Source organism: Pseudomonas sp. No.21, from assembly GCF_054558415.1.
Window position 1 is genome coordinate 38,551 of the sequence record NZ_BAAJNO010000002.1, and the last position, 17,640, is coordinate 56,190.

General features: G+C 68.4%; 14 protein-coding genes. 9 read left to right on the forward strand and 5 right to left on the reverse strand.

The features are described from left to right. Window positions 1-43: 43 nt before the first annotated feature. On the reverse strand, window positions 44-2,404 hold the full coding sequence (locus ACYJSS_RS02960; RefSeq protein WP_373875090.1) for a TonB-dependent receptor: 2,361 nt from the start codon (window positions 2,402-2,404) through the stop codon (window positions 44-46). A gap of 203 nt (window positions 2,405-2,607) precedes the next feature. On the opposite strand from ACYJSS_RS02960, the gene ACYJSS_RS02965 reads away from it, so the two are divergent. Continuing rightward, window positions 2,608-3,561, forward strand: coding sequence for a LysR family transcriptional regulator (locus ACYJSS_RS02965; protein ID WP_111263026.1), 954 nt, complete (start codon window positions 2,608-2,610; stop codon window positions 3,559-3,561). Between the two features lie 256 nt (window positions 3,562-3,817). Here the strand turns inward: ACYJSS_RS02965 and ACYJSS_RS02970 are convergent, their stop codons facing one another. Next, window positions 3,818-6,238, reverse strand: coding sequence for a TonB-dependent siderophore receptor (locus ACYJSS_RS02970; RefSeq protein WP_236204395.1), 2,421 nt, complete (start codon window positions 6,236-6,238; stop codon window positions 3,818-3,820). Between the two features lie 229 nt (window positions 6,239-6,467). Here ACYJSS_RS02970 and ACYJSS_RS02975 point away from each other — a divergent pair, with 229 nt between their 5' ends. The 8 genes from ACYJSS_RS02975 (at window position 6,468) to ACYJSS_RS03010 (ending at window position 13,848) form a co-directional block, all read left to right on the forward strand. Next, the gene (locus ACYJSS_RS02975) at window positions 6,468-7,217 is read left to right on the forward strand and encodes a GntR family transcriptional regulator (RefSeq protein ID WP_111263028.1); all 750 of its coding nucleotides are present in this window, start codon (window positions 6,468-6,470) and stop codon (window positions 7,215-7,217) included. Then, on the forward strand, window positions 7,214-8,962 hold the full coding sequence (locus ACYJSS_RS02980) for a fumarate reductase/succinate dehydrogenase flavoprotein subunit (RefSeq protein ID WP_236204394.1): 1,749 nt from the start codon (window positions 7,214-7,216) through the stop codon (window positions 8,960-8,962). Before ACYJSS_RS02975 ends, ACYJSS_RS02980 begins: the two co-directional genes overlap by 4 nt. Before the next feature lie 100 nt (window positions 8,963-9,062). After that, window positions 9,063-9,308, forward strand: coding sequence for a 4Fe-4S dicluster domain-containing protein (locus ACYJSS_RS02985; protein ID WP_111263030.1), 246 nt, complete (start codon window positions 9,063-9,065; stop codon window positions 9,306-9,308). A gap of 130 nt (window positions 9,309-9,438) precedes the next feature. Beyond that, window positions 9,439-10,848 carry an ABC transporter substrate-binding protein gene (locus ACYJSS_RS02990; protein ID WP_111263031.1) on the forward strand — a complete coding sequence of 470 codons (1,410 nt, stop codon included), beginning with the start codon at window positions 9,439-9,441 and terminating at the stop codon, window positions 10,846-10,848. Between the two features lie 102 nt (window positions 10,849-10,950). Next, window positions 10,951-11,730 (forward strand): ABC transporter permease, encoded by a 780-nt coding sequence (locus tag ACYJSS_RS02995; protein WP_373875088.1) that lies wholly within the window; start codon window positions 10,951-10,953, stop codon window positions 11,728-11,730. Next, window positions 11,730-12,584: an ABC transporter ATP-binding protein gene (locus ACYJSS_RS03000; RefSeq protein ID WP_236204393.1), complete on the forward strand. Its 855-nt coding sequence runs from the start codon at window positions 11,730-11,732 to the stop codon at window positions 12,582-12,584. The genes ACYJSS_RS02995 and ACYJSS_RS03000 overlap by 1 nt, the downstream gene beginning before the upstream one ends. Continuing rightward, window positions 12,581-13,546, forward strand: coding sequence for a HEAT repeat domain-containing protein (locus ACYJSS_RS03005; protein ID WP_111263034.1), 966 nt, complete (start codon window positions 12,581-12,583; stop codon window positions 13,544-13,546). Before ACYJSS_RS03000 ends, ACYJSS_RS03005 begins: the two co-directional genes overlap by 4 nt. Continuing rightward, window positions 13,546-13,848, forward strand: coding sequence for a DUF971 domain-containing protein (locus ACYJSS_RS03010; protein ID WP_111263035.1), 303 nt, complete (start codon window positions 13,546-13,548; stop codon window positions 13,846-13,848). The genes ACYJSS_RS03005 and ACYJSS_RS03010 overlap by 1 nt, the downstream gene beginning before the upstream one ends. A 128-nt stretch (window positions 13,849-13,976) precedes the next feature. On the opposite strand, the gene ACYJSS_RS03015 is transcribed toward ACYJSS_RS03010, so the two are convergent. The 3 genes from ACYJSS_RS03015 to tauD form a co-directional block, all read right to left on the reverse strand. After that, a complete protein-coding gene (locus ACYJSS_RS03015) occupies window positions 13,977-14,381 on the reverse strand; it encodes a hypothetical protein (protein WP_111263036.1) in 405 nt (134 codons plus the stop codon). Between the two features lie 114 nt (window positions 14,382-14,495). Continuing rightward, complete coding sequence (locus ACYJSS_RS03020; protein ID WP_111263037.1) at window positions 14,496-16,541, reverse strand: OPT family oligopeptide transporter; 2,046 nt, start codon at window positions 16,539-16,541, stop codon at window positions 14,496-14,498. 261 nt (window positions 16,542-16,802) lie between these two features. Then, on the reverse strand, window positions 16,803-17,636 hold the full coding sequence (tauD, locus tag ACYJSS_RS03025; RefSeq protein WP_172434927.1) for a taurine dioxygenase: 834 nt from the start codon (window positions 17,634-17,636) through the stop codon (window positions 16,803-16,805). Between the last annotated feature and the right edge of the window lie 4 nt (window positions 17,637-17,640).

Consider the following 17,640-nt stretch of genomic DNA (forward strand, 5'->3'; position numbering starts at 1 on the left):
GGTTCTTTCCTTGTGGGTAAGGGGCTCGCGTAGCCCCGCTGACTCAGAAGTCGTAGCGGGCGGTGGCGCCGAGGGTCCGTGGCGTGCCGAGGACACCGGCATAGCCGCCATTGGCGGAGTTCCACAGGCTGGTGAAGTAGGTCTTGTCACCGGCGTTCTTCAGCCACAGGGAGAGGTCGAGCACGCTGTCGCCCTGGTCCAGGCGCACGCCGCCGGAGAGGTTGACCACCGCGTAGCTGGGGATCTGGCCGTACTCGGAGTCGTCGATGGTGCCGACGGCTTTCGAGCGGAAGGCGTAGCTGGCGGTGACGTAGGGCTCGATGCGGTCCTGCAGCTGCCAGCGGTACTCGCCGTTGAGGTTGGCGATGTACTTGGAAGCGCCCACCACCTGGTGCCCGGAGAGGTCGCAGGAGGCCGGTGCGCCCGGTGCGAAGCCCACTTCCGGCGCGCAGGGCGCGTCCTTGTAGGCGAGGTAGCGCACGTCGTTCCACGAGCCGTTGGCGTTGAGCGTCAGGCCGCGCACCGGTTGCCAGGTGGTCTCCACTTCCAGGCCGCGCGAGCGCACCGAGCCGGCGTTGGTCAGGTAGGAGGTGCGCGTGCCTTCGTCGTAGGCGTTGGCCTGGTAGCCGTGGACCTCGGTCCAGAACAGGTTGGCGTTGAGCAGCAGGGTGCGGTCCAGCAGCGTGCTCTTGAAGCCGATCTCGGCGTTGTTGGCGCGCTCGGTGCCCACCAGCAGGGAGTCGGCGCCGGCAGTGGGGGCGCTGGCCACGGTGAGGTTGATGCCGCCGGATTTCTCGCCGTGGGACAGCGAGGCGTAGCCGAGCATGTCGGGGTTGATCTGGTAGCTCAGGGCGAGCAGGCCGGAGGGGCTGAAGCTGTGCTGGCTGAGGTCGCCCGAGTCGTAGGCCCCGACCCGGCCCCGGCGCGCGGTGGCCGCCGCGCCGCTGACCGCCGCGCCGCCGGTGGGGGCGAAGCGCTCGACCCAGGCGTCCTTCTCCTCGTAGGTGCCACGGATGCCGGCGGTGAAGTCCAGGCGCTCGGTGAGGTGCCAGGTGGCCTGGGCGAACAGCGCGTAGCTGTCGGTGTCGATGTGGCCGTCGCCCTGGGTGGTGACATTGGCCAGGGCGCCGGCGGGCGTGCCGTTCCAGATGTCGGCCTGGGGCCCGTAGTAGGTGAAGGCGTGGTTATCCAGGTCCTGCTTGAAGTAGTAGGCGCCCAGCACGTAGTCGAAGGCGTCGCCCTTGGGCGAGGCCAGGCGGATTTCCTGGGAGTACTGCTTGTCGCGCACCGAGACGCCGGCGTTGATCGCCGCCGAGACGTTGAGGCCGTCGTCGTTGCGCGGGGTGAAGTCCCACCAGCGGTAGGCGCTGATGGAGGTGAGGGTGAAGTCGTTGGGCAGGGTCCAGTTGGCCTCCACCGAGGTGCCGCCCTGGAACACCGTCACCTGCTGGTCGGAGTCGAAGTTGACCTTGCGGTCCTTGCCCGAGACGAGGGTGGCGCCGGCTGCGGCGGCGCGCTGCTCGTAGCGGTTGACCCCGTTGATGGTGGGGCCGGTGCTGTACAGGCTGAGGATGCCGTTGTTGGAATCCTCCTCGTTGTATTCGCCGATCCAGCGCAGGTTGAAGGTTTCGCTCGGCTCGAACAGCAACTGGCCACGGAAGCCCTGGCGCTTGCCGCCGTTGAGGTCGTCGCCGTTGTAGACGTTCTTCACGTAGCCGTCGTCTTCGGTGCGGTAGGCCGACAGGCGCCCGGCGAGGGTCTCGGTGAGGCCGCCGGAGACGCTGCCCTGGGTCTGCCAGTAGCCGTCCTCGCCCACCGAGCTCTGGAGGCTGCGCTCGGTGGTGAAGGTGGGTTTGCGCGAGGTGATGTTGAGCACGCCGGCGGTGGTGTTCTTGCCGAACAGGGTGCCCTGGGGCCCGCGCAGGACCTCCAGCTGCTCCACGTCCAGCAGGTCGAACACCGCCATCCCCGGGCGGCCCAGGTAGACGTTGTCGAGGTAGACGCCGACGCTGCCTTCCAGGCCGTCGCTGGCGGGGTTGTTGCCCAGGCCACGGATGGAGATGCTCGACTGGCGGGCGTGGACGTAGGCGACGTTGGTGCTGGGCACCAGTTGCTGCAGGTCCTGCACGCGGTAGATGCGCTGGGTCTCCAGGGTCTCGGCGCCGAGCACGCTGATGGGCGTGGGCACGCTCTGGGCGCTTTCCTCGCGGCGGCGGGCATTGACGGTGACGGTGCCGAGGCGCTTTTCCTCGCTGGCGGCGGGCGTCTGCGCGCCGGTCGCCGCGGGGGCGTCGTTTTCGGCGGTTTCGGCCTGGGCCAGGCCGGCGGCGGCCAGCAGCACGGCGAGCGCCAGCGGTTTGAAGGACGGTGAAGGGCCGCTCGCGATGGCGAGGCGGCGCGGGATGACGCGATTCATGCACATGCTCCTGTGGGGGTCAGCCGAGCGAGCACTTCCGTATGGCGGAACCGAATCGCGGTGGCGAATCACTTATTCATCAATTGCATATCAATAGTTTTATTTCGTTTTTTGAGGAATAAGAGATTGCCTTTATAAGGAGCGGGGCCGCCTGCGGCAATTGCAATCCACCGAATCTTTTCATGTAGAAAATGCATATCGACCTGCGCCAGCTCCGCCACTTCGTGGCCCTCGCCGAACACCGCAGCTTCGTCGCCGCAGCGGCGGCGGTGAACCTTTCCCAGTCGGCCTTCAGCCGCAGCATCCAGGCCCTGGAGCACAGCGCCGGCTGCCGCCTGGTGGACCGCGCGAGCAAGGAGCTGCACCCCACCCGGCAGGGCCTGCTGGTGCTGGAGCATGCGCGGCGCCTGGTGCACGGCGCGCACAACCTGGCCAACGAGATCGCCCAGTTCAACGGCCTGCAGTCGGGGACGGTGCGCTTCGGCAGCGGCCCGGCGCCGGCGGCGCAGCTGATCCCCCGCGCGGTGGGAAGCTTCATCGGCGAATTCCCGCAGGTGCGGGTGCAATTCCAGGTGGACGCCTGGCAGGACCTGAACCGGCGGCTGGTCAGCGAGGAGATCGAGTTCTTCGTCGCCGACACCCGCCGCTTCGAGGCGGACCCGGACTACCGGGTGCACAAGCTCAAGCCGCAGAAGTGGCATTTCTGCTGCCGCGCCGGCCACCCGCTGGCGCAGCGGGAGGCGGTGCGCACGGCGGACATCTTCACCTACCCGCTGGCCACCACCTTCCGCCCCCCGAACATCCGCAAGGTGCTGGTGGACTACAGCGGCCGCCAGGACTTCACCCCCAACGTCGAATGCGAACACGGCTACGCGCTGCTCAACGTGGTGCTCAACTCCGACGCCATCGGCATCGCCGGCCAGGGCAACCTCGCGCCCTTCCTCGGCGAGGGCGCCCTGGTGGCGTTGCAGCCGGTGGACCTGCCGGCCGACCTGGAGGAGTGCTACACCCGCTACGGCGTGGTCAGCCGCGTCGGCTACAGCCTCTCGCCCCTGGCCCAGGCCATGGTCCGCCACATCACCGAGGCGGACGAGGCCACGCCGACCGGGCTCGCGGGCCTGGAGACCGATCGTTTCGGCGTCTGATCGCTATTGCCCCCGAAGCCGCCTGGTGGACGTGAAAGGCGACGTCCACCCTCGGCACCGGCTTTTCCGTGGGAGCGCATTGATTCGCGAAGGGATCGACGCCGATGCACAGAGCATGGAGCAATACCGGACGTAGGGTGGACCCCGCTTCACCGGTCCACCATGCGGAGTGGATCGGTACTCAGGCGCCGACCGGGGCTCCGCTGGTGGACGTGAAGAGCGACGTCCACCCTACGCCTGGCTCTACCTGCGGGGCTCAGAACTCCAGGGTGCTGGAGAGCTGCACCAGGCGCGGGTCGCCGATGGAGACGTTCCACTGGTTCACCGAGGAGCTGTAGTAGGTCTTGTCGAAGAGGTTCTTCAGGTTGAGCTGCAGCTTGAGACGCTTGTCGTTGCCCAAGGGCGTTTCGTAGGCGGCGAAGGCGTCGGCTACCGCGTAGTGAGGCAGGTTGAAGCTGTTGGCGACATCGCCCTCACGGGAGCCGATGTAGCGACCACCAAAGCCTGCACGCAAACGATCACCCTCGAACACCTGGCCGAAGTCATAGACCGCCGAGAGCGAGCCACTGCGCTTGGCAACGTTCTGCAGTTCGTTGCCCTTGTAGAGCGGGTCCTTGGTCAGCTCCGCATCCAGCCACGCAAAGGTGCCGATCAGGCTGAGGTTGTCGGTGACCTGGCCGGTGACATCCAGCTCAATGCCACGTGAGCGGACTTCACCCACTGCTCGGTTGGAGCCATCGAGTTCGGTCACGGCGACGTTCTCCTTGACGATATCGAACAGCGCCAGGGTGCCGGTGATGCGGCCCGGCATATCCAGCTTGGCGCCGATCTCCCAGCTCTTGCCCTCCTCCGGAGCCATCGCGTTCACCGATCCGGTCCCGCTCAGCGGCGCAATGGTGGAGTTCGGTTTAAAGGACTCGGTGTAGCCGCCGTAGAGGGACAGCTCGTCGGTCATCTTGTAGACCAGGCCGACCCGGGGCACCCAGAGCTGACCGTCGATATCGGTGTTCTTGGTGAACGGACGGCCGCGACCGGCGAGCTGGTCGTAGAGCTGGTAGCGCGCCCCGGCGATGAAGATCCACTGCTCGTTGAGGTGCACCGAGTCCTGGAAGAAGGCGGACTGGCTGACCACGCGGTCGGTCTGGTCGCTGTCGCTGGCGGCCACCGTGGTGGGCACCGGTACCTGGCCATAGACCGGGTTCCAGGGGTTGAAGCCGAGGCTGGTGTTCTGGCGGATCAGGTCCTCGCGGAAGAACTTGCGGTACTCGTGGTCCACGCCCATCAGCAGGTCGTGCTGCATGCCGCCCAGCTGCACCTGGCCGTCCAGGTCGAAGGTGGCGAAGTGCTCGGTGCTCACCGCGCCCCGGGTGCCGTCCAGACGGCGCCGCAGCGTGCCGTTGGGGTTCTGGCTCTGCACCCGCGCCTGGTAGTCGTCGTAGGTGTCGCGGTTGTAGCTGTAGGCGAAGTGGGCCTTCCAATCTTCGCTGAGCTGGTGCGAGAGGTCGAAGATGGTCAGGTCCGAGCGGCCCTCGGTGACGTTGTAGGGCTCGTCCAGGCGGCGCTCGGCCGGCACCGACAGGGGCTTGCCGTTGAGGAAGATCGTGCCGCGGTCGAAGGGGGTGCTGTACTCGCGGTGCTCGAAGCTGAGGTTCACCGTGGTGTCTTCGCCGTACCAGGCGAAGGAGGGAGCGAAGGTCTTGTCGCGGCTGTGGCCGAAGTTGCGCCAGTAGTCGGCGTCGTCGTAGTCGGCGATCACCCGGTAGGCCAGGCCGGAATCCCCCAGCGGGCCGGTGACATCGAGGGTGCCGCCGCTGCCGTCCTTGCCGTCGCCGTAGGTGGAGGCGCGGCCGGTGATGGCGCGGTAGGCCTGCAGCTGCGGCTTCTTGCTGATGACGTTGATCACCCCGCCCGGGTCGAGGATGCCGTAGAGCATCGAGGACGGGCCCTTGAGCACTTCCACGCGCTCGGCGCTGGCGGTGAAGTTGCGGCCCTGGATGGTGCGCATGCCGTCGCGCAGGATCGAGCCGTCGCGGTTGTCGCCGAAGCCGCGCTTCATCACCGCGTCCAGGGTGCTGCCGAGGGTGTTGGCCTGGGTGATGCCGCTGACGTTGGCCAGGGCGTCGTCGAGGTTCTGTGGCTGCTGGTCGAGCAGCGCCTGCTGGGGCACTACGGCCACTGCCTGGGGAATGTCCAGCAGCGGGGTTTCCGAGCGCATCAGGCGCGTGGTGGGCGGAGGCTGGTAGCTGCCGTCGGCCAGCTGGCGGGAGTTGATGTTCACCGCGTCGAGGTTCAGTGCGCCGTCATCGCTGCGGGGCACCAGGGTGAGGGTGCCGGCGTTGACCTGTGCATAACTCAGCCCGCTGCCCGCCAGCAGTCGTGCCAGGGCCTGCTCGGCACTCATGCGGCCGTTCACCGCCGGGGCCTGGACCTGGTAGGCGGCGTCCTCGGTGTAGACCAGCGCCAGTCCGGTGGCCCGGGTGAAGGCGGCCAGGGCCTGGGGCAGCGGCTGCGCGGCGATGGCGAACTCGTGCACGCTGGCCAGCGCGGTGGCGGGGGCCTCGGCATCGGCGGCCAGCGCCTGCGGCAGCACACCGGCAGGGCCGAGGGCGAGCAGCGCCGAAACCAGACCGAGGCGCTTGAACGCGCCACCCTGCAACCGCGATGTCCTGTACTTCATGGGTGTGACCTGCCCCTGGCTGATGGATTTCTTTGCGAATAAATCGCATTCCACCTCCTACACGGACGTGGTGGGCAGATACCTCACCTGGAAATGAAAAATATTTTCAAAACGGTGCGGTCCGGCTTCTAACCTTATTCGATATCGGTATTTCCACCGCTCTCGTTATGCTCGCTATCCTCGCGCCATAACTTGTTATAACAAGTAAGGATCACGAGCGAGCGACGACATGGCCGAACTGCTTCCCCTTTCCCCGGTGCCCCTCTACAGCCAGCTCAAGGAGCTGCTGCGCGGGCGCATCCTCGATGGCACCTATCCCCCCCACAGCCGCATGCCTTCGGAGGCGGAGCTGGGCAAGGCCTTCGATGTCAGCCGCATCACCGTGCGCCAGGCGCTGGGCGACCTGCAGAAGGAAGGGCTGATCTTCAAGATCCACGGCAAGGGCACCTTCGTCGCCAAGCCCAAGGCGTTCCAGAACGTCTCCACCCTGCAGGGCCTGGCCGAGTCCATGACGCAGATGGGCTACGAGGTGCTCAACCGCCTGCGCAGCTTCAAGCAGGTGCCGGCCAGCGCGCTGGTGGCCGAGCGGCTGCAGGTGGAGGAGGGCAGCCCGGTGATCGAGATCAAGCGCGTGCGCCTGATCAACCGCGAGCCGGTGTCCCTGGAACTCACCTGGCTGCCCCTGGCGGTGGGCGAGAAGCTGGAGAAGGCCGACCTGGTCACCCGCGACATCTTCCTCATCCTCGAGAACGACTGCGGCATCCCCCTGGGCCACGCCGACCTCGCCATCGACGCCGTGCTCGCCGACAGCGACCTGACCCAGGCCCTGGAGGTGGAGGAGGGCTCGCCGATCATGCGCATCGAGCGCCTGACCCACACCGCCGACGGCGCGCCGCTGGACTTCGAGCACCTCTACTACCGCGGCGATGCCTTCCAGTACCGCCTGCGCATCGACCGCCAGAAGGGAGCACAGGCATGAACACCCTGGAGCAGGAGTACGACATCGTCGTCATCGGCGGCGGCACCGCCGGCCCCATGGCCGCGATCAAGGCCAAGGAGAAGAACCGCGAGCTGCGCGTGCTGCTGGTGGACAAGGCCAACGTCAAGCGCAGCGGCGCCATCAGCATGGGCATGGACGGGCTGAACAACGCCATCATCCCCGGCCACGCGACGCCCGAGCAGTACACCAAGGAAATCACCGTGGCCAACGACGGCATCGTCAACCAGGCCGCCGTCTACGCCTATGCCACCCACAGCTTCGCGACCATCGAGCAACTGGAGCGCTGGGGAGTGAAGTTCGAGAAGGACGAGACCGGCGACTACGCGGTGAAGAAGGTCCACCACATGGGTGCCTACGTGCTGCCGATGCCCGAGGGCCACGACATCAAGAAGGTGCTCTACCGCCAGCTCAAGCGTGCGCGGGTGAACATCACCAACCGCCTGGTCACCACCCGCGTGCTGCTCGACGAGGACGGCGCCGCCTGCGGCGTGCTCGGCTTCGACTGCCGCAGCGGCGATTTCCAGGTGATCCGCGCCAAGGCGGTGATCCTCGCCTGCGGTGCCGCCGGGCGCCTGGGTTTGCCGTCCTCGGGCTACCTGATGGGCACCTACGAGAACCCCACCAACGCCGGCGACGGCTACGCCATGGCCTACCACGCCGGGGCGGAGCTGGCGAACCTGGAGTGCTTCCAGATCAACCCGCTGATCAAGGACTACAACGGCCCCGCCTGTGCCTATGTCACCGGCCCCCTGGGCGGCTACACCGCCAACAACAAGGGCGAGCGCTTCATCGAGTGCGACTACTGGAGCGGGCAGATGATGTGGGAGTTCCACCAGGAGCTCGAAGGCGGCAACGGCCCGGTGTTCCTCAAGCTGGACCACCTGGCCGAGGAAACCATCCAGACCATCGAGGAGATCCTCCACAGCAACGAGCGCCCCAGCCGTGGCCAGTTCCACGCCGGCCGGGGCACCGACTACCGCCAGCAGATGGTGGAGATGCACATCTCCGAGATCGGCTTCTGCTCCGGCCACTCCGCCTCGGGCGTGTGGGTCAACGAGAAGGCCGAGACCTCGGTGAAGGGCCTCTACGCGGCTGGCGACATGGCCGCCGTGCCGCACAACTACATGCTCGGCGCCTTCACCTACGGCTGGTTCGCCGGCGTCAACGCCGCCGACTACGTGGCCGGGCGTGACTTCGCCGCCGTCGACCCGGCCCAGGTGGAGCGCGAGCGCGAGCGGGTCTACGCGCCGCTGCACCGCGAGCATGGCCTGCCGCCGGCCCAGGTCGAGTACAAGCTGCGGCGCATGGTCAACGACTACCTGCAGCCGCCCAAGGTGACCAGGAAGATGGAGATCGGCCTGACCCGCTTCGCCGAGATCGAGCGCGACCTCGGGCAGATGAAGGCCAACAACCCCCACGAGCTGATGCGTGCCATGGAAGTCAGCGTGATCCGCGATTGCGCCGAGATGGCCGCCCGCGCCTCGCTGTTCCGCGAGGAAAGCCGCTGGGGCCTCTACCACCACCGCGTCGACCACCCCGAGCGCAACGACGCCGAGTGGTTCTGCCATTGCCACCTGAAGAAGGGCGATGACGGCGCCATGACCAGCTTCAAGAAGCCGGTGGAGCCCTACCTGATCGCCCTGGATGCGGAAGAACAGAGTGCCTACGACCGCCTGCGGGTGAAGACCGAAGCCGCCCAATCCGCGCTTTTCATTCAACCGTAGGGTGGGCTTCAGCCCACCAAATGGCGCTACGCAGGGCTTCCACGGTGGGCTGAAGCCCACCCTACAGAACAGAGAGCCCAAGGCTCCAAGGACCCGTGACATGGCCTTTCAACCCCAGGACATCTTCTTCCGCAGCAGCGCGCCGGTGACGGTCGACGAAGACAAGTGCATCGCCCACAAGGGCTGCACCGTGTGCGTCGAGGTCTGCCCGATGGACCTGCTGGCCATCAACCCGGCGACCCAGAAGGCCTATATGGCCTTCGACGAGTGCTGGTACTGCATGCCCTGCGAGAAGGATTGCCCGACCGGCGCGGTGAAGGTGGAGATCCCCTACCTGCTGCGCTGATCCGCTTTACCCACAAGAACGACACCCGCCATCCGGCCCGCCGCCGGACGCCTTGCCTGCAAGCCCCCTCGTTTCCCACCACCGACGATGTGGCGGAGACGACAACCCGACCAATGATTCGAGGGGAACCATGAGCCTACGTGCAACCATCGCCGGCCTCGCGCTGGCCGTTACCACCGCGTCCGCCTCCGCCGAGACCATCCGCATCGCCATCGGCACCCAGGACACCACCATCAACTGCGCCACCGGCGGCCTGCTGATCCGCGAGCTGGGCCTCTTGGAGAAGTACCTGCCCCATGACGGCAAGTACCAGGACGCCCACTACGAGGTGGAGTGGAAGAACTTCACCAGCGGCGCGCCGCTGACCAACGAGATGGTCGCCGGCAAGCTGGATTTCGGCGCCATGGCCGACTTCCCCGGCTCCTTCAACGGCGTCGCCCACCTCGACGCCGGCAAGCGCAGCCTGTTCATCAGCGTGCTCTCGGGCAGCACCCGGGGCAGCGGCAACGGCATCGTGGTGCCGGCCTCATCCAGCGTGCAGTCCATCGCCGAGCTCAAGGGCAAGACCATCTCCGTGCCCTTCGCCTCCACCGCCCACGGCATGCTGCTGCGCGCCATCGCCGCCCAGGGCTGGGACCCGGAGAAGGACGTGCGCATCATCGCCCAGCCGCCGGAGATCGCCGGCTCCTCCCTGCGCAGCAACCGCATCGAGGCCCACGCCGACTTCGTGCCCTTCGCCGAGCTGTTCCCCAACCGCGGCTTCGCGCGGAAGATCTACGACGGCTCCCAGGCCGGGGCGCCGACCTTCCACGGCGCGCTGGTGGACGCCGCCTACGCCGAGAAGTACCCGGAAGTGGTCACCGCCTACCTGCGCGCCAGCCTGGAGGCCGACCGCCTGCTGGCCGCCGAGCCGGAGAAGTACAGCGAGCTGATCGAGAAGGTCGCCGGCATCGAGGCCGAGGTGAACTACCTGTTCCACGGCCCCCTCGGCCTGCAGACCCGCGACCTCACCTGGAAGCCGGAATACCGCCAGGCGGTGGCCACCTCCATCGACACCCTCAAGCTGCTGAAGAAGACCGACCGCGGCCTGGACACCGGCACCTTCATCGATGACCGCTTCATCCGTGCGGCCTTCAAGGACGCCGGGCAGGACTACGACAAGGCGCTGAAGAACTACGCCCCGCTGCCGCTGGTGGCCAATGACGCCGCCACCGGCAAGCCGATCACCGACTTCAGGCGCCTGGCGCAGATTTGGGTGCGCGGCGAAGACAAGGTGCGCCACTACGCCTCCCCGGAAGCGGCCCTGGCCGCCCTGGCGCAGCTGGAGCAGGAGGGCAAGGACATCCGCGCCATCTACGCCCAGGCCACCGACAGCGGCATCAAGCTGCTGGCCAACCAGGCCTGGTTCGTGCGCAACGACAAGGGCGAGCTGTCCGCCTTCCTGCTCAAGGACCAGGCCGAGCGCTACGCCCAGGCCAATGGCGGCACCGCGCTGGACTTCACCAGCGCCAACCAGAAGCAGGCCCTGGCCAGCCGCTGAATACGCAGGCCGGTGCTGAGCGCAGCGAAGCCCAACGCACCCATGCCGAGCGGGGCCCTGTTGGGCCGCGCTCCGCTTGGCGCCAACCTGCAGGAGAAGCCCATGACATCCCTCTTTCGCTGGCCCCTGCGCCTCGCCTCCCTGGCCGCCTGCCTGCTGTGCTGGCAGCTGGCGGCCACGGCGCGGCTCGACCTGGGGCTGATCACCTTCAGCTACGTGCCCACGCCGGGCGCGGTGCTGGAGGCCGCCTGGCAGCTGGTGCATTCCAGCAAGCTGCTGGCGCACCTTTCCAGCAGCCTGGCGCGGGTGTTCGCCGGCTACCTGGCCGCCGCCATCGTCGGCGTGCTGCTGGGCCTGGCCATCGGCCGTTCGCGCTGGGCCGAGTACAGCCTGCTGCCGCCCCTGGAAGTGCTGCGGCCGATCCCGGCGGTGGCCTGGATTCCCCTGGCCATCCTGATGTTCCCGTCCTCGGAGCTGTCGATGGTGTTCATCACCTTCACCGGCGCGCTGTTCCCCATCCTGCTCAACACCGTGCACGGCGTCGAAGGCGTCGACCTGCGCCTGGTGGCCTCGGCGCGCAGCCTGGGTGCCGGGCGGCTGGCCATCCTGCGTGAGGTGATCCTGCCCGGCGCCGCGCCGAGCATCGTCACCGGCCTGGCCATCGGCATGGGCACCTCGTGGTTCTGCCTGGTCACCGCCGAGATGATTTCCGGGCAGTTCGGCATCGGCTACTACACCTGGGAGTCCTACACCCTGCAGAACTACCCGGACATCGTCGTCGGCATGCTGCTGATCGGCCTGCTGGGCATGGGCAGCAGCGGCCTGGTGAAGCGCCTCGGCGGCCTCGCCACGCCCTGGTACCGCACGCGGAGGAACGCCTGATGAGCGCATTCGAGCAGGCCGTCGAACCCGGCCGCATCGAGGGCCGGCAGCTGTCCATCCGCCTCGGCGAGGGCGCCCAGGCCTTCGACGCCGTGCAGGCGGTGGACTTCTCCATCGCCCCCGGCGAGTTCGTCTGCATCCTCGGCCCCTCGGGTTGCGGCAAGTCCACCCTGCTCGGCGCCCTGGCCGGCCACCTGCGGCCGCGCACCGGCGCCCTGAAAGTGGACGGGCGCGCCGTCGACGGGCCCTCGCCGGAGCGCGGCATGGTGTTCCAGCACCACACCTTGCTGCCCTGGCGCAGCGTGCTCGACAACGTCGCCTTCGGCCTGAAGATGCAGGGCATCGGCAAGCACGAGCGCCGTCGCCAGGCCGCCGAGTTCCTGCGCCTGGTGGGCCTTGCCGATTTCGCCGGGCGCTGGCCCGCGCAGCTCTCCGGCGGCATGCAGCAGCGCGCCGAGATCGCCCGGGTGCTGATCAACCGTCCGCGCCTGCTGCTGATGGACGAGCCCTTCGGCGCCCTCGACGCGCAGACCCGCTCGCGCATGCAGGAGCTGCTGCTGGATATCTGGACGCGCATCCGCACCACCGTGGTGTTCGTCACCCACGACATCGACGAAGCGCTGTTCCTCGCCGACCGCATCCTGGTGATGAGCCCGCGCCCCGGCCGCTTCATCGAGGACCTGCGCCTCGATTTCCCACGGCCGCGCCGCGCCAGCCTGCTGACCAGCCCCGGCTTCACCCACCTCAAGCGCCACTGCCTGGAACTGCTGCGCCACGAGGAAGGCCGCGAACTGCCGCGCCTCACCCCGCTCGGCCTGCCCACCGACCACCCGCCCTTGCGAGTCGCCCTATGACCCACCGCGAAACCGACAACCCCGAGATTCTCGACCTGCTGCCGCGCCTCGCCGATGAGGACGCCGGCGTGCGCCGCATCGCCCTGATCGAACTGGCCGACCTGGAGGACCCCGAAGGCCTGCCCTGGCTCACCGACGCCCTGGTGGCCGACGCGGCCGCCGAGGTGCGCGCCGAGGCTGCGCGCCTGCTGGAGGCCTGGGAAGAGCCCGATGTGGTACAGGCCCTCTGCGCCGCCCTGGCGGACCCCGCCGAGCCGGTGCGCCTGGCCGCCGCGCAGAGCCTGAGCGAGCTGAAGAGCCTGGATGCGGGCGAGCTGATCCTGCCCTGGGTGCGCCATGCCGACGCCTTCGTCCGCACCAGTGCCTTGCGCGCCCTGCGCGAGCTGCGCCTGGACGCCGCCGTCACGCCGGCCCTGCAGGCCCTGGAGGACGGTGATGCCGGCGTGCGCCGCGAGGCGGTGGGCATCCTCGGCTGGCTCAAGCGCAGCGATGCGCTGCCGGCCCTGGCGCGCCTGGCCAGCGATGATCCGGACACCGACGTGCGCCGCGCCGCCACCGGCGCCCTGGGCCTGGCCAGCGACGCCAGCGTGCTGCCGGCCCTGCGCGCGGCCCTGGCCGACGAGGCCTGGCAGGTGCGCGAAGAGGCCGCCACCACCCTCGGCAAGGTGGGCCTGGACGAGGCCGGCCCGGCCCTGCTCGCTGCCCTGGACGACAGTTACTGGCAGGTGCGCCTGCGCGCCGCCCGTGCCCTCGGCCGCCTGCGTCATCGCCCGGCCGCACCGGGGCTCGCCGGGCTGCTGGTGCACGGCATCGCCAACCTGCGCAAGGAAGCCGCGCTGGCCCTGGGCGAGCTGGGTGATGCGTGGGCCGTGCCGGCCCTGCGCGCGGCAGAAGCCGATGGTGATCCGGAAGTGCGCAAGGCGGTGCGCATCGCCCTGGTGCAACTGCAAGGGGCGGCCTGATGGACGCCCCCGCCGGCCTGCGCAATGCCCGCAGCGAAGGGCGCCTGACCCTGGAATGGCGCGATGGCGAGCGCCAGGCCATCAGCCACGCCCGCCTGCGCGGCGCCTGCCCCTGCTCGCAGTGCAAGGCGGCGCGCATCCGTGGCGCCATACCGCTGGTGGACGAGGCGGTGCGTCTCACCGCCATCCACCCGCAGGGCTACGGCGTGCAGCTGGTATTCAGCGATGGGCACGAGCGCGGGATCTATCCCTGGGACTACCTGCGGGGGTTGGCCGAGGCGCCGACGGTCCCGGGCTCCTAGCTCGTAGGATGGGTAGAGCGAAGCGAAACCCATGCTGTTGCCGGAGACTCCGCATTGATGGGTTTCGTACCTCGCGGAACGCCGCCCGACCCATCCTACGAAAGCGGTTCATGCGGGCGAGGCGGAGCTTAGAAATCCACTTCGAAGTGCCAGCGGATTTCCTGCTCGGCGAGGGCGTTGAGCACCCACTCGTATTCCTGGAGGTCTTCGAGGAAGTCGGTGGAGTTGGACAGCGCGCGCGGCTCGGTGACCAGGTGGCCCTGCAGGGCGCGTACGGTCTTGAGGCCGTCCTCGGCGTTGAACCACTGCTCGTCGGGCAGGCTGTCGCCGAGGTCCGGCATGTCGCCTTCTTCGAGCAGATCGGCGAAGTCGCCCGGGTCCTGGCTGACGAAGGCCCAGAGGGACTTCACCTTGAGCCGTTTGCACAGCTCGTCGAGTTCGACCTCGTCCACGCTGGCCACGGCCTTGCCGTTGACGAAGTCATCGATGCCCGCGAGGGGCTTTTCAGGAACTATGTAGATGGCTGCACTCATGGCTGACGGGCCCTGTCTATGTTGGCTCTCACTCCAGTTAGGCAGCCAGCATAGCGACAGTTCCCCCCGAAAAAGGGGGGAACGAACAGGTTTGCCAAGGGGTTCACACGCGTTTCAGGAACTGCGTTGCGACCCCAGTACATGACGGCAGAAGCCTACGCACACCAGGGCGAAGACCAGCAGGCCGAGCCACTGTGCGGTGCCCGAGAAGCCTGCCTCGACCAGGGCCAGCGGGGCGTCCTGGCCGGTCCCGCCGATCAGCCCGGCGAGCAGGATGCCCATCAGGCTCTCGCCGACGATCAGGCCCGAGGCGAGCAGTACGCCACGGCGGCGCGGCACTTCGGCGTAGCGCTCCGGGTCTTCCCCGGCGGCCTGGGCGCGGGCCTGCAGGCGGCCCTCGATCACCCGGCTGAGCACGGCGCCGACCACCAGGGTCATGCCGATGGTGGGCGGCAAGTAGATGCCCAGGCCCACCGCGAGCACCGGCAGGCTGGCCTTGCTGGTACGCCGCAGGATGATGTCGATGAGGATCAGCGCGACGCCGAGCACCACGCCGATGAGGATCATGTTCCAGTTCAACGCGTTCTTGAAAATGCCGCTGGCGATGGCCGTGAGCAGGGTGGCCTGGGGCGCGGCCAGGGCCTGTTGCGGGTCCATGCCCTCACGGGGCAGGGCGCCGGCGAAGCCATAGGCGTTGTAGAGCAGGTCGAGCACCGGCGGGATCACCAGGGCGCCCGCCAGGCAGCCGACGATCAGCGCGACCTGCTGGCGCCAGGGCGTGGCGCCGACCAGGTAGCCGGTCTTGAGGTCCTGCAGGTTGTCGTTGGAGATGGCCGCAATCGCCAGCACCACGGCGGTGGTGAACAGCGCCAGGGCGATGGCCACCTTGCCGCCGGCCAGTTGCAGCAGGCCGGTCTCCAGGCTGCCCATGCCGAGGATCAGCAGCGAGACGAGGATCACCGCGATGATGCCGATGCCGGAGATCGGGCTGCTGGAGGAGCCCACCAGGCCGGCCATGTAGCCGCAGGCGGCGGCGATCAGGAAGCCGAAGAAGAAGGCGAACAGCACGCAGCCGGCGACCATGCCCCAGAAGCCCGGGCCGGTGAGCTCCGGTGCCGCCTCGTGGAGGAAGAAGCCGAACACGGCGAACAGCGCCAGCAGCAGGATGCCGGCCAGCGACAGGATGGCCCGCGCCGAGAGGTCGCGCTCGGTGCGCGCGGTGCTGGCCTCGGCCTTGCCGCGCACGGCCTGCAGCGAGGTCCACACGCCCTGGGCCATGGGCTTGAACAGGGTGGCCAGGGTCCAGAGCGCGGCGATGCCGATGGTGCCGGCGCCGAGGAAGCGCACCTGGGAGCTCCACAGCTGGGTGGCCAGGTCGCTGATGGCCTGGCCGGCGGCGGGCGTGGCGTTGATGGTGAGCAGCGGCACCGCGACCCCCCAGCAGATGAGCACGCCGATGAGGATGGCGATGCCGGCGGTGATGCCCATCAGGTAGCCGGCGCCGACCAGGGCGAAGGAGAACCCGGTGGTGAAGCGGAAGGCGGTCTGCCCGGCCGTGGCCCAGACGCTGATGCCTTCGCCGAGCACCTTGAAGCCGCTGCTGCACAGGCTGAAGGCCGCGGCCACCAGGCCGCCGCCGAGGATGTCGCGCAGGCCGGGCTCGTTCCTGTCGCGGGCGGCGGGCTTGCCGTCGGCGCCCTCGTCATCGCCGCTGCCGACACGCAGGATCTCCGCCGCCGCCACGCCTTCGGGGTAGGGCAACTCGCTCTGCACCACCATCACCCGGCGCAGGGGGATGGTGTAGAGCACGCCGAGGATGCCGCCGATGGCGCAGATGGCCGCCGTCTGCCAGAAGGGGAAGCCGGCCCAGTAGCCGATCATCAGCAGGCCGGGAAGGATGAAGATGATCGAGCTCAGGGTGCCGGCCGCCGAGGCCTGGGTCTGCACCATGTTGTTCTCGAGGATGTTCGAGCCCTTGAAGTAGCGCAGCACCGCCATGGAGATCACGGCGGCGGGGATCGACGAGGCGAAGGTCAGCCCGACCTTGAGGCCGAGGTAGACGTTGGAGGCGGTGAACACCAGGGTGATCAGCGCGCCGAGGACCAGCCCGCGCAGGGTCAGTTCGGGCAGGTCGAGGTGGTCGGGGATGCGGTCCGTCATGGGGCTCTCCAGGGCTATGCCGGCGCGCATTCTGCCGGCAGGGGGAAGCCTAGACCAGCGGGTGCGGCCTTTGGTTGCAGGGAACGGACGTGAACGTGCAGGGATCGGCCATGGTGTTCGCGCTGACGCCTTGTAGGGGCGACTCGTGGGAGCGAATTCATTCGCGAAAGGAGCGCGAAGCGCTCCCCGGTGTTGCCAAGGGCAGCCTTGTAGGCTGCTTCGCGAATGAATTCGCTCCCACAGACGGTGGGCGGGAGCCCCTTAGAACGGCTTGTCGCCGAGGATGGTGGCGCGGTGCATCACGCGGCGGGCGGGGCGGTAGTCGTCGACGGCGAAGTGCTGGGTGATGCGGTTGTCCCAGAAGGCCACGTCGTTCTCCTGCCAGCGCCAGCGCAGGGTGAACTCCGGGCGGGTGGCGTGGGCGAAGAGGAAGCGCAGCAGGGCGTCGCTTTCCGCCGCCGACAGCTCGTTGATGCGGGTGGTGAAGCCTTCGCTGACGAACAGCCCCTTGCGCCCGGTGACCGGGTGGGTGCGCACCACCGGGTGGCTGACCGGCGGGTGCTTGCGCTTGGCCGCTTCCAGTTTCTCGCGTTCCTCCGCCGTCAGGCTGAAGCGCTCCTCGGGAAAGGAACGGGCCAGGTCGTGGGTGGCGGTGAGGCCTTCGAGCATCCGCTGCAGCGGCGCCGAGAGCGCCTCGAAGGCGGCGCTGCTGCTGGCCCAGAGGGTGTCGCCCCCCACCGGTGGCAGCAGCTTGGCGCTGAGCACGGCGCCCAGGGCCGGGGTTTCCATGAAGGTCACGTCGGTGTGCCAGAGGGCGTTGTCGCGCACGTCGGTGACGGCGGTGTCGAGCACCAGCACTTCCGGCTGCTCGGGGATGTTGGGGTAGATCGGGTGGATGTGCAGGTCGCCGAACTGGGCGGCGAAGCGTGCCTGCTGGGTGGGCTCCAGGGGCTGGGCGCGGAAGAACAGCACCTGGTGCTTGAGCAGGGCGGCCTCGATGCCATCGCGGTGTTCGGCACTCAGCGGCTCGCGCAGGTCGACGCCGCCGACGAGGGCGCCAAGGGCGGGGCTGAGGGGGGTGATGTGCAGGGGCATGACG

Excerpts from the sequence above, each read along its gene's own strand:
- ACYJSS_RS02985 (WP_111263030.1), top strand. The coding sequence starts at position 9,063 with ATGGCCTTTCAACCCCAGGACATCTTCTTCCGCAGCAGCGCGCCGGTG.
- ACYJSS_RS02995 (WP_373875088.1), top strand. The coding sequence starts at position 10,951 with ATGACATCCCTCTTTCGCTGGCCCCTGCGCCTCGCCTCCCTGGCCGCC.
- ACYJSS_RS03015 (WP_111263036.1), bottom strand. The coding sequence starts at position 14,381 with ATGAGTGCAGCCATCTACATAGTTCCTGAAAAGCCCCTCGCGGGCATC.
- ACYJSS_RS02980 (WP_236204394.1), top strand. The coding sequence starts at position 7,214 with ATGAACACCCTGGAGCAGGAGTACGACATCGTCGTCATCGGCGGCGGC.
- ACYJSS_RS02990 (WP_111263031.1), top strand. The coding sequence starts at position 9,439 with ATGAGCCTACGTGCAACCATCGCCGGCCTCGCGCTGGCCGTTACCACC.
- ACYJSS_RS03005 (WP_111263034.1), top strand. The coding sequence starts at position 12,581 with ATGACCCACCGCGAAACCGACAACCCCGAGATTCTCGACCTGCTGCCG.
- ACYJSS_RS02975 (WP_111263028.1), top strand. The coding sequence starts at position 6,468 with ATGGCCGAACTGCTTCCCCTTTCCCCGGTGCCCCTCTACAGCCAGCTC.
- ACYJSS_RS02970 (WP_236204395.1), bottom strand. The coding sequence starts at position 6,238 with ATGAAGTACAGGACATCGCGGTTGCAGGGTGGCGCGTTCAAGCGCCTC.
- ACYJSS_RS03010 (WP_111263035.1), top strand. The coding sequence starts at position 13,546 with ATGGACGCCCCCGCCGGCCTGCGCAATGCCCGCAGCGAAGGGCGCCTG.
- tauD (WP_172434927.1), bottom strand. The coding sequence starts at position 17,636 with ATGCCCCTGCACATCACCCCCCTCAGCCCCGCCCTTGGCGCCCTCGTC.
- ACYJSS_RS02965 (WP_111263026.1), top strand. The coding sequence starts at position 2,608 with ATGCATATCGACCTGCGCCAGCTCCGCCACTTCGTGGCCCTCGCCGAA.
- ACYJSS_RS03020 (WP_111263037.1), bottom strand. The coding sequence starts at position 16,541 with ATGACGGACCGCATCCCCGACCACCTCGACCTGCCCGAACTGACCCTG.
- ACYJSS_RS03000 (WP_236204393.1), top strand. The coding sequence starts at position 11,730 with ATGAGCGCATTCGAGCAGGCCGTCGAACCCGGCCGCATCGAGGGCCGG.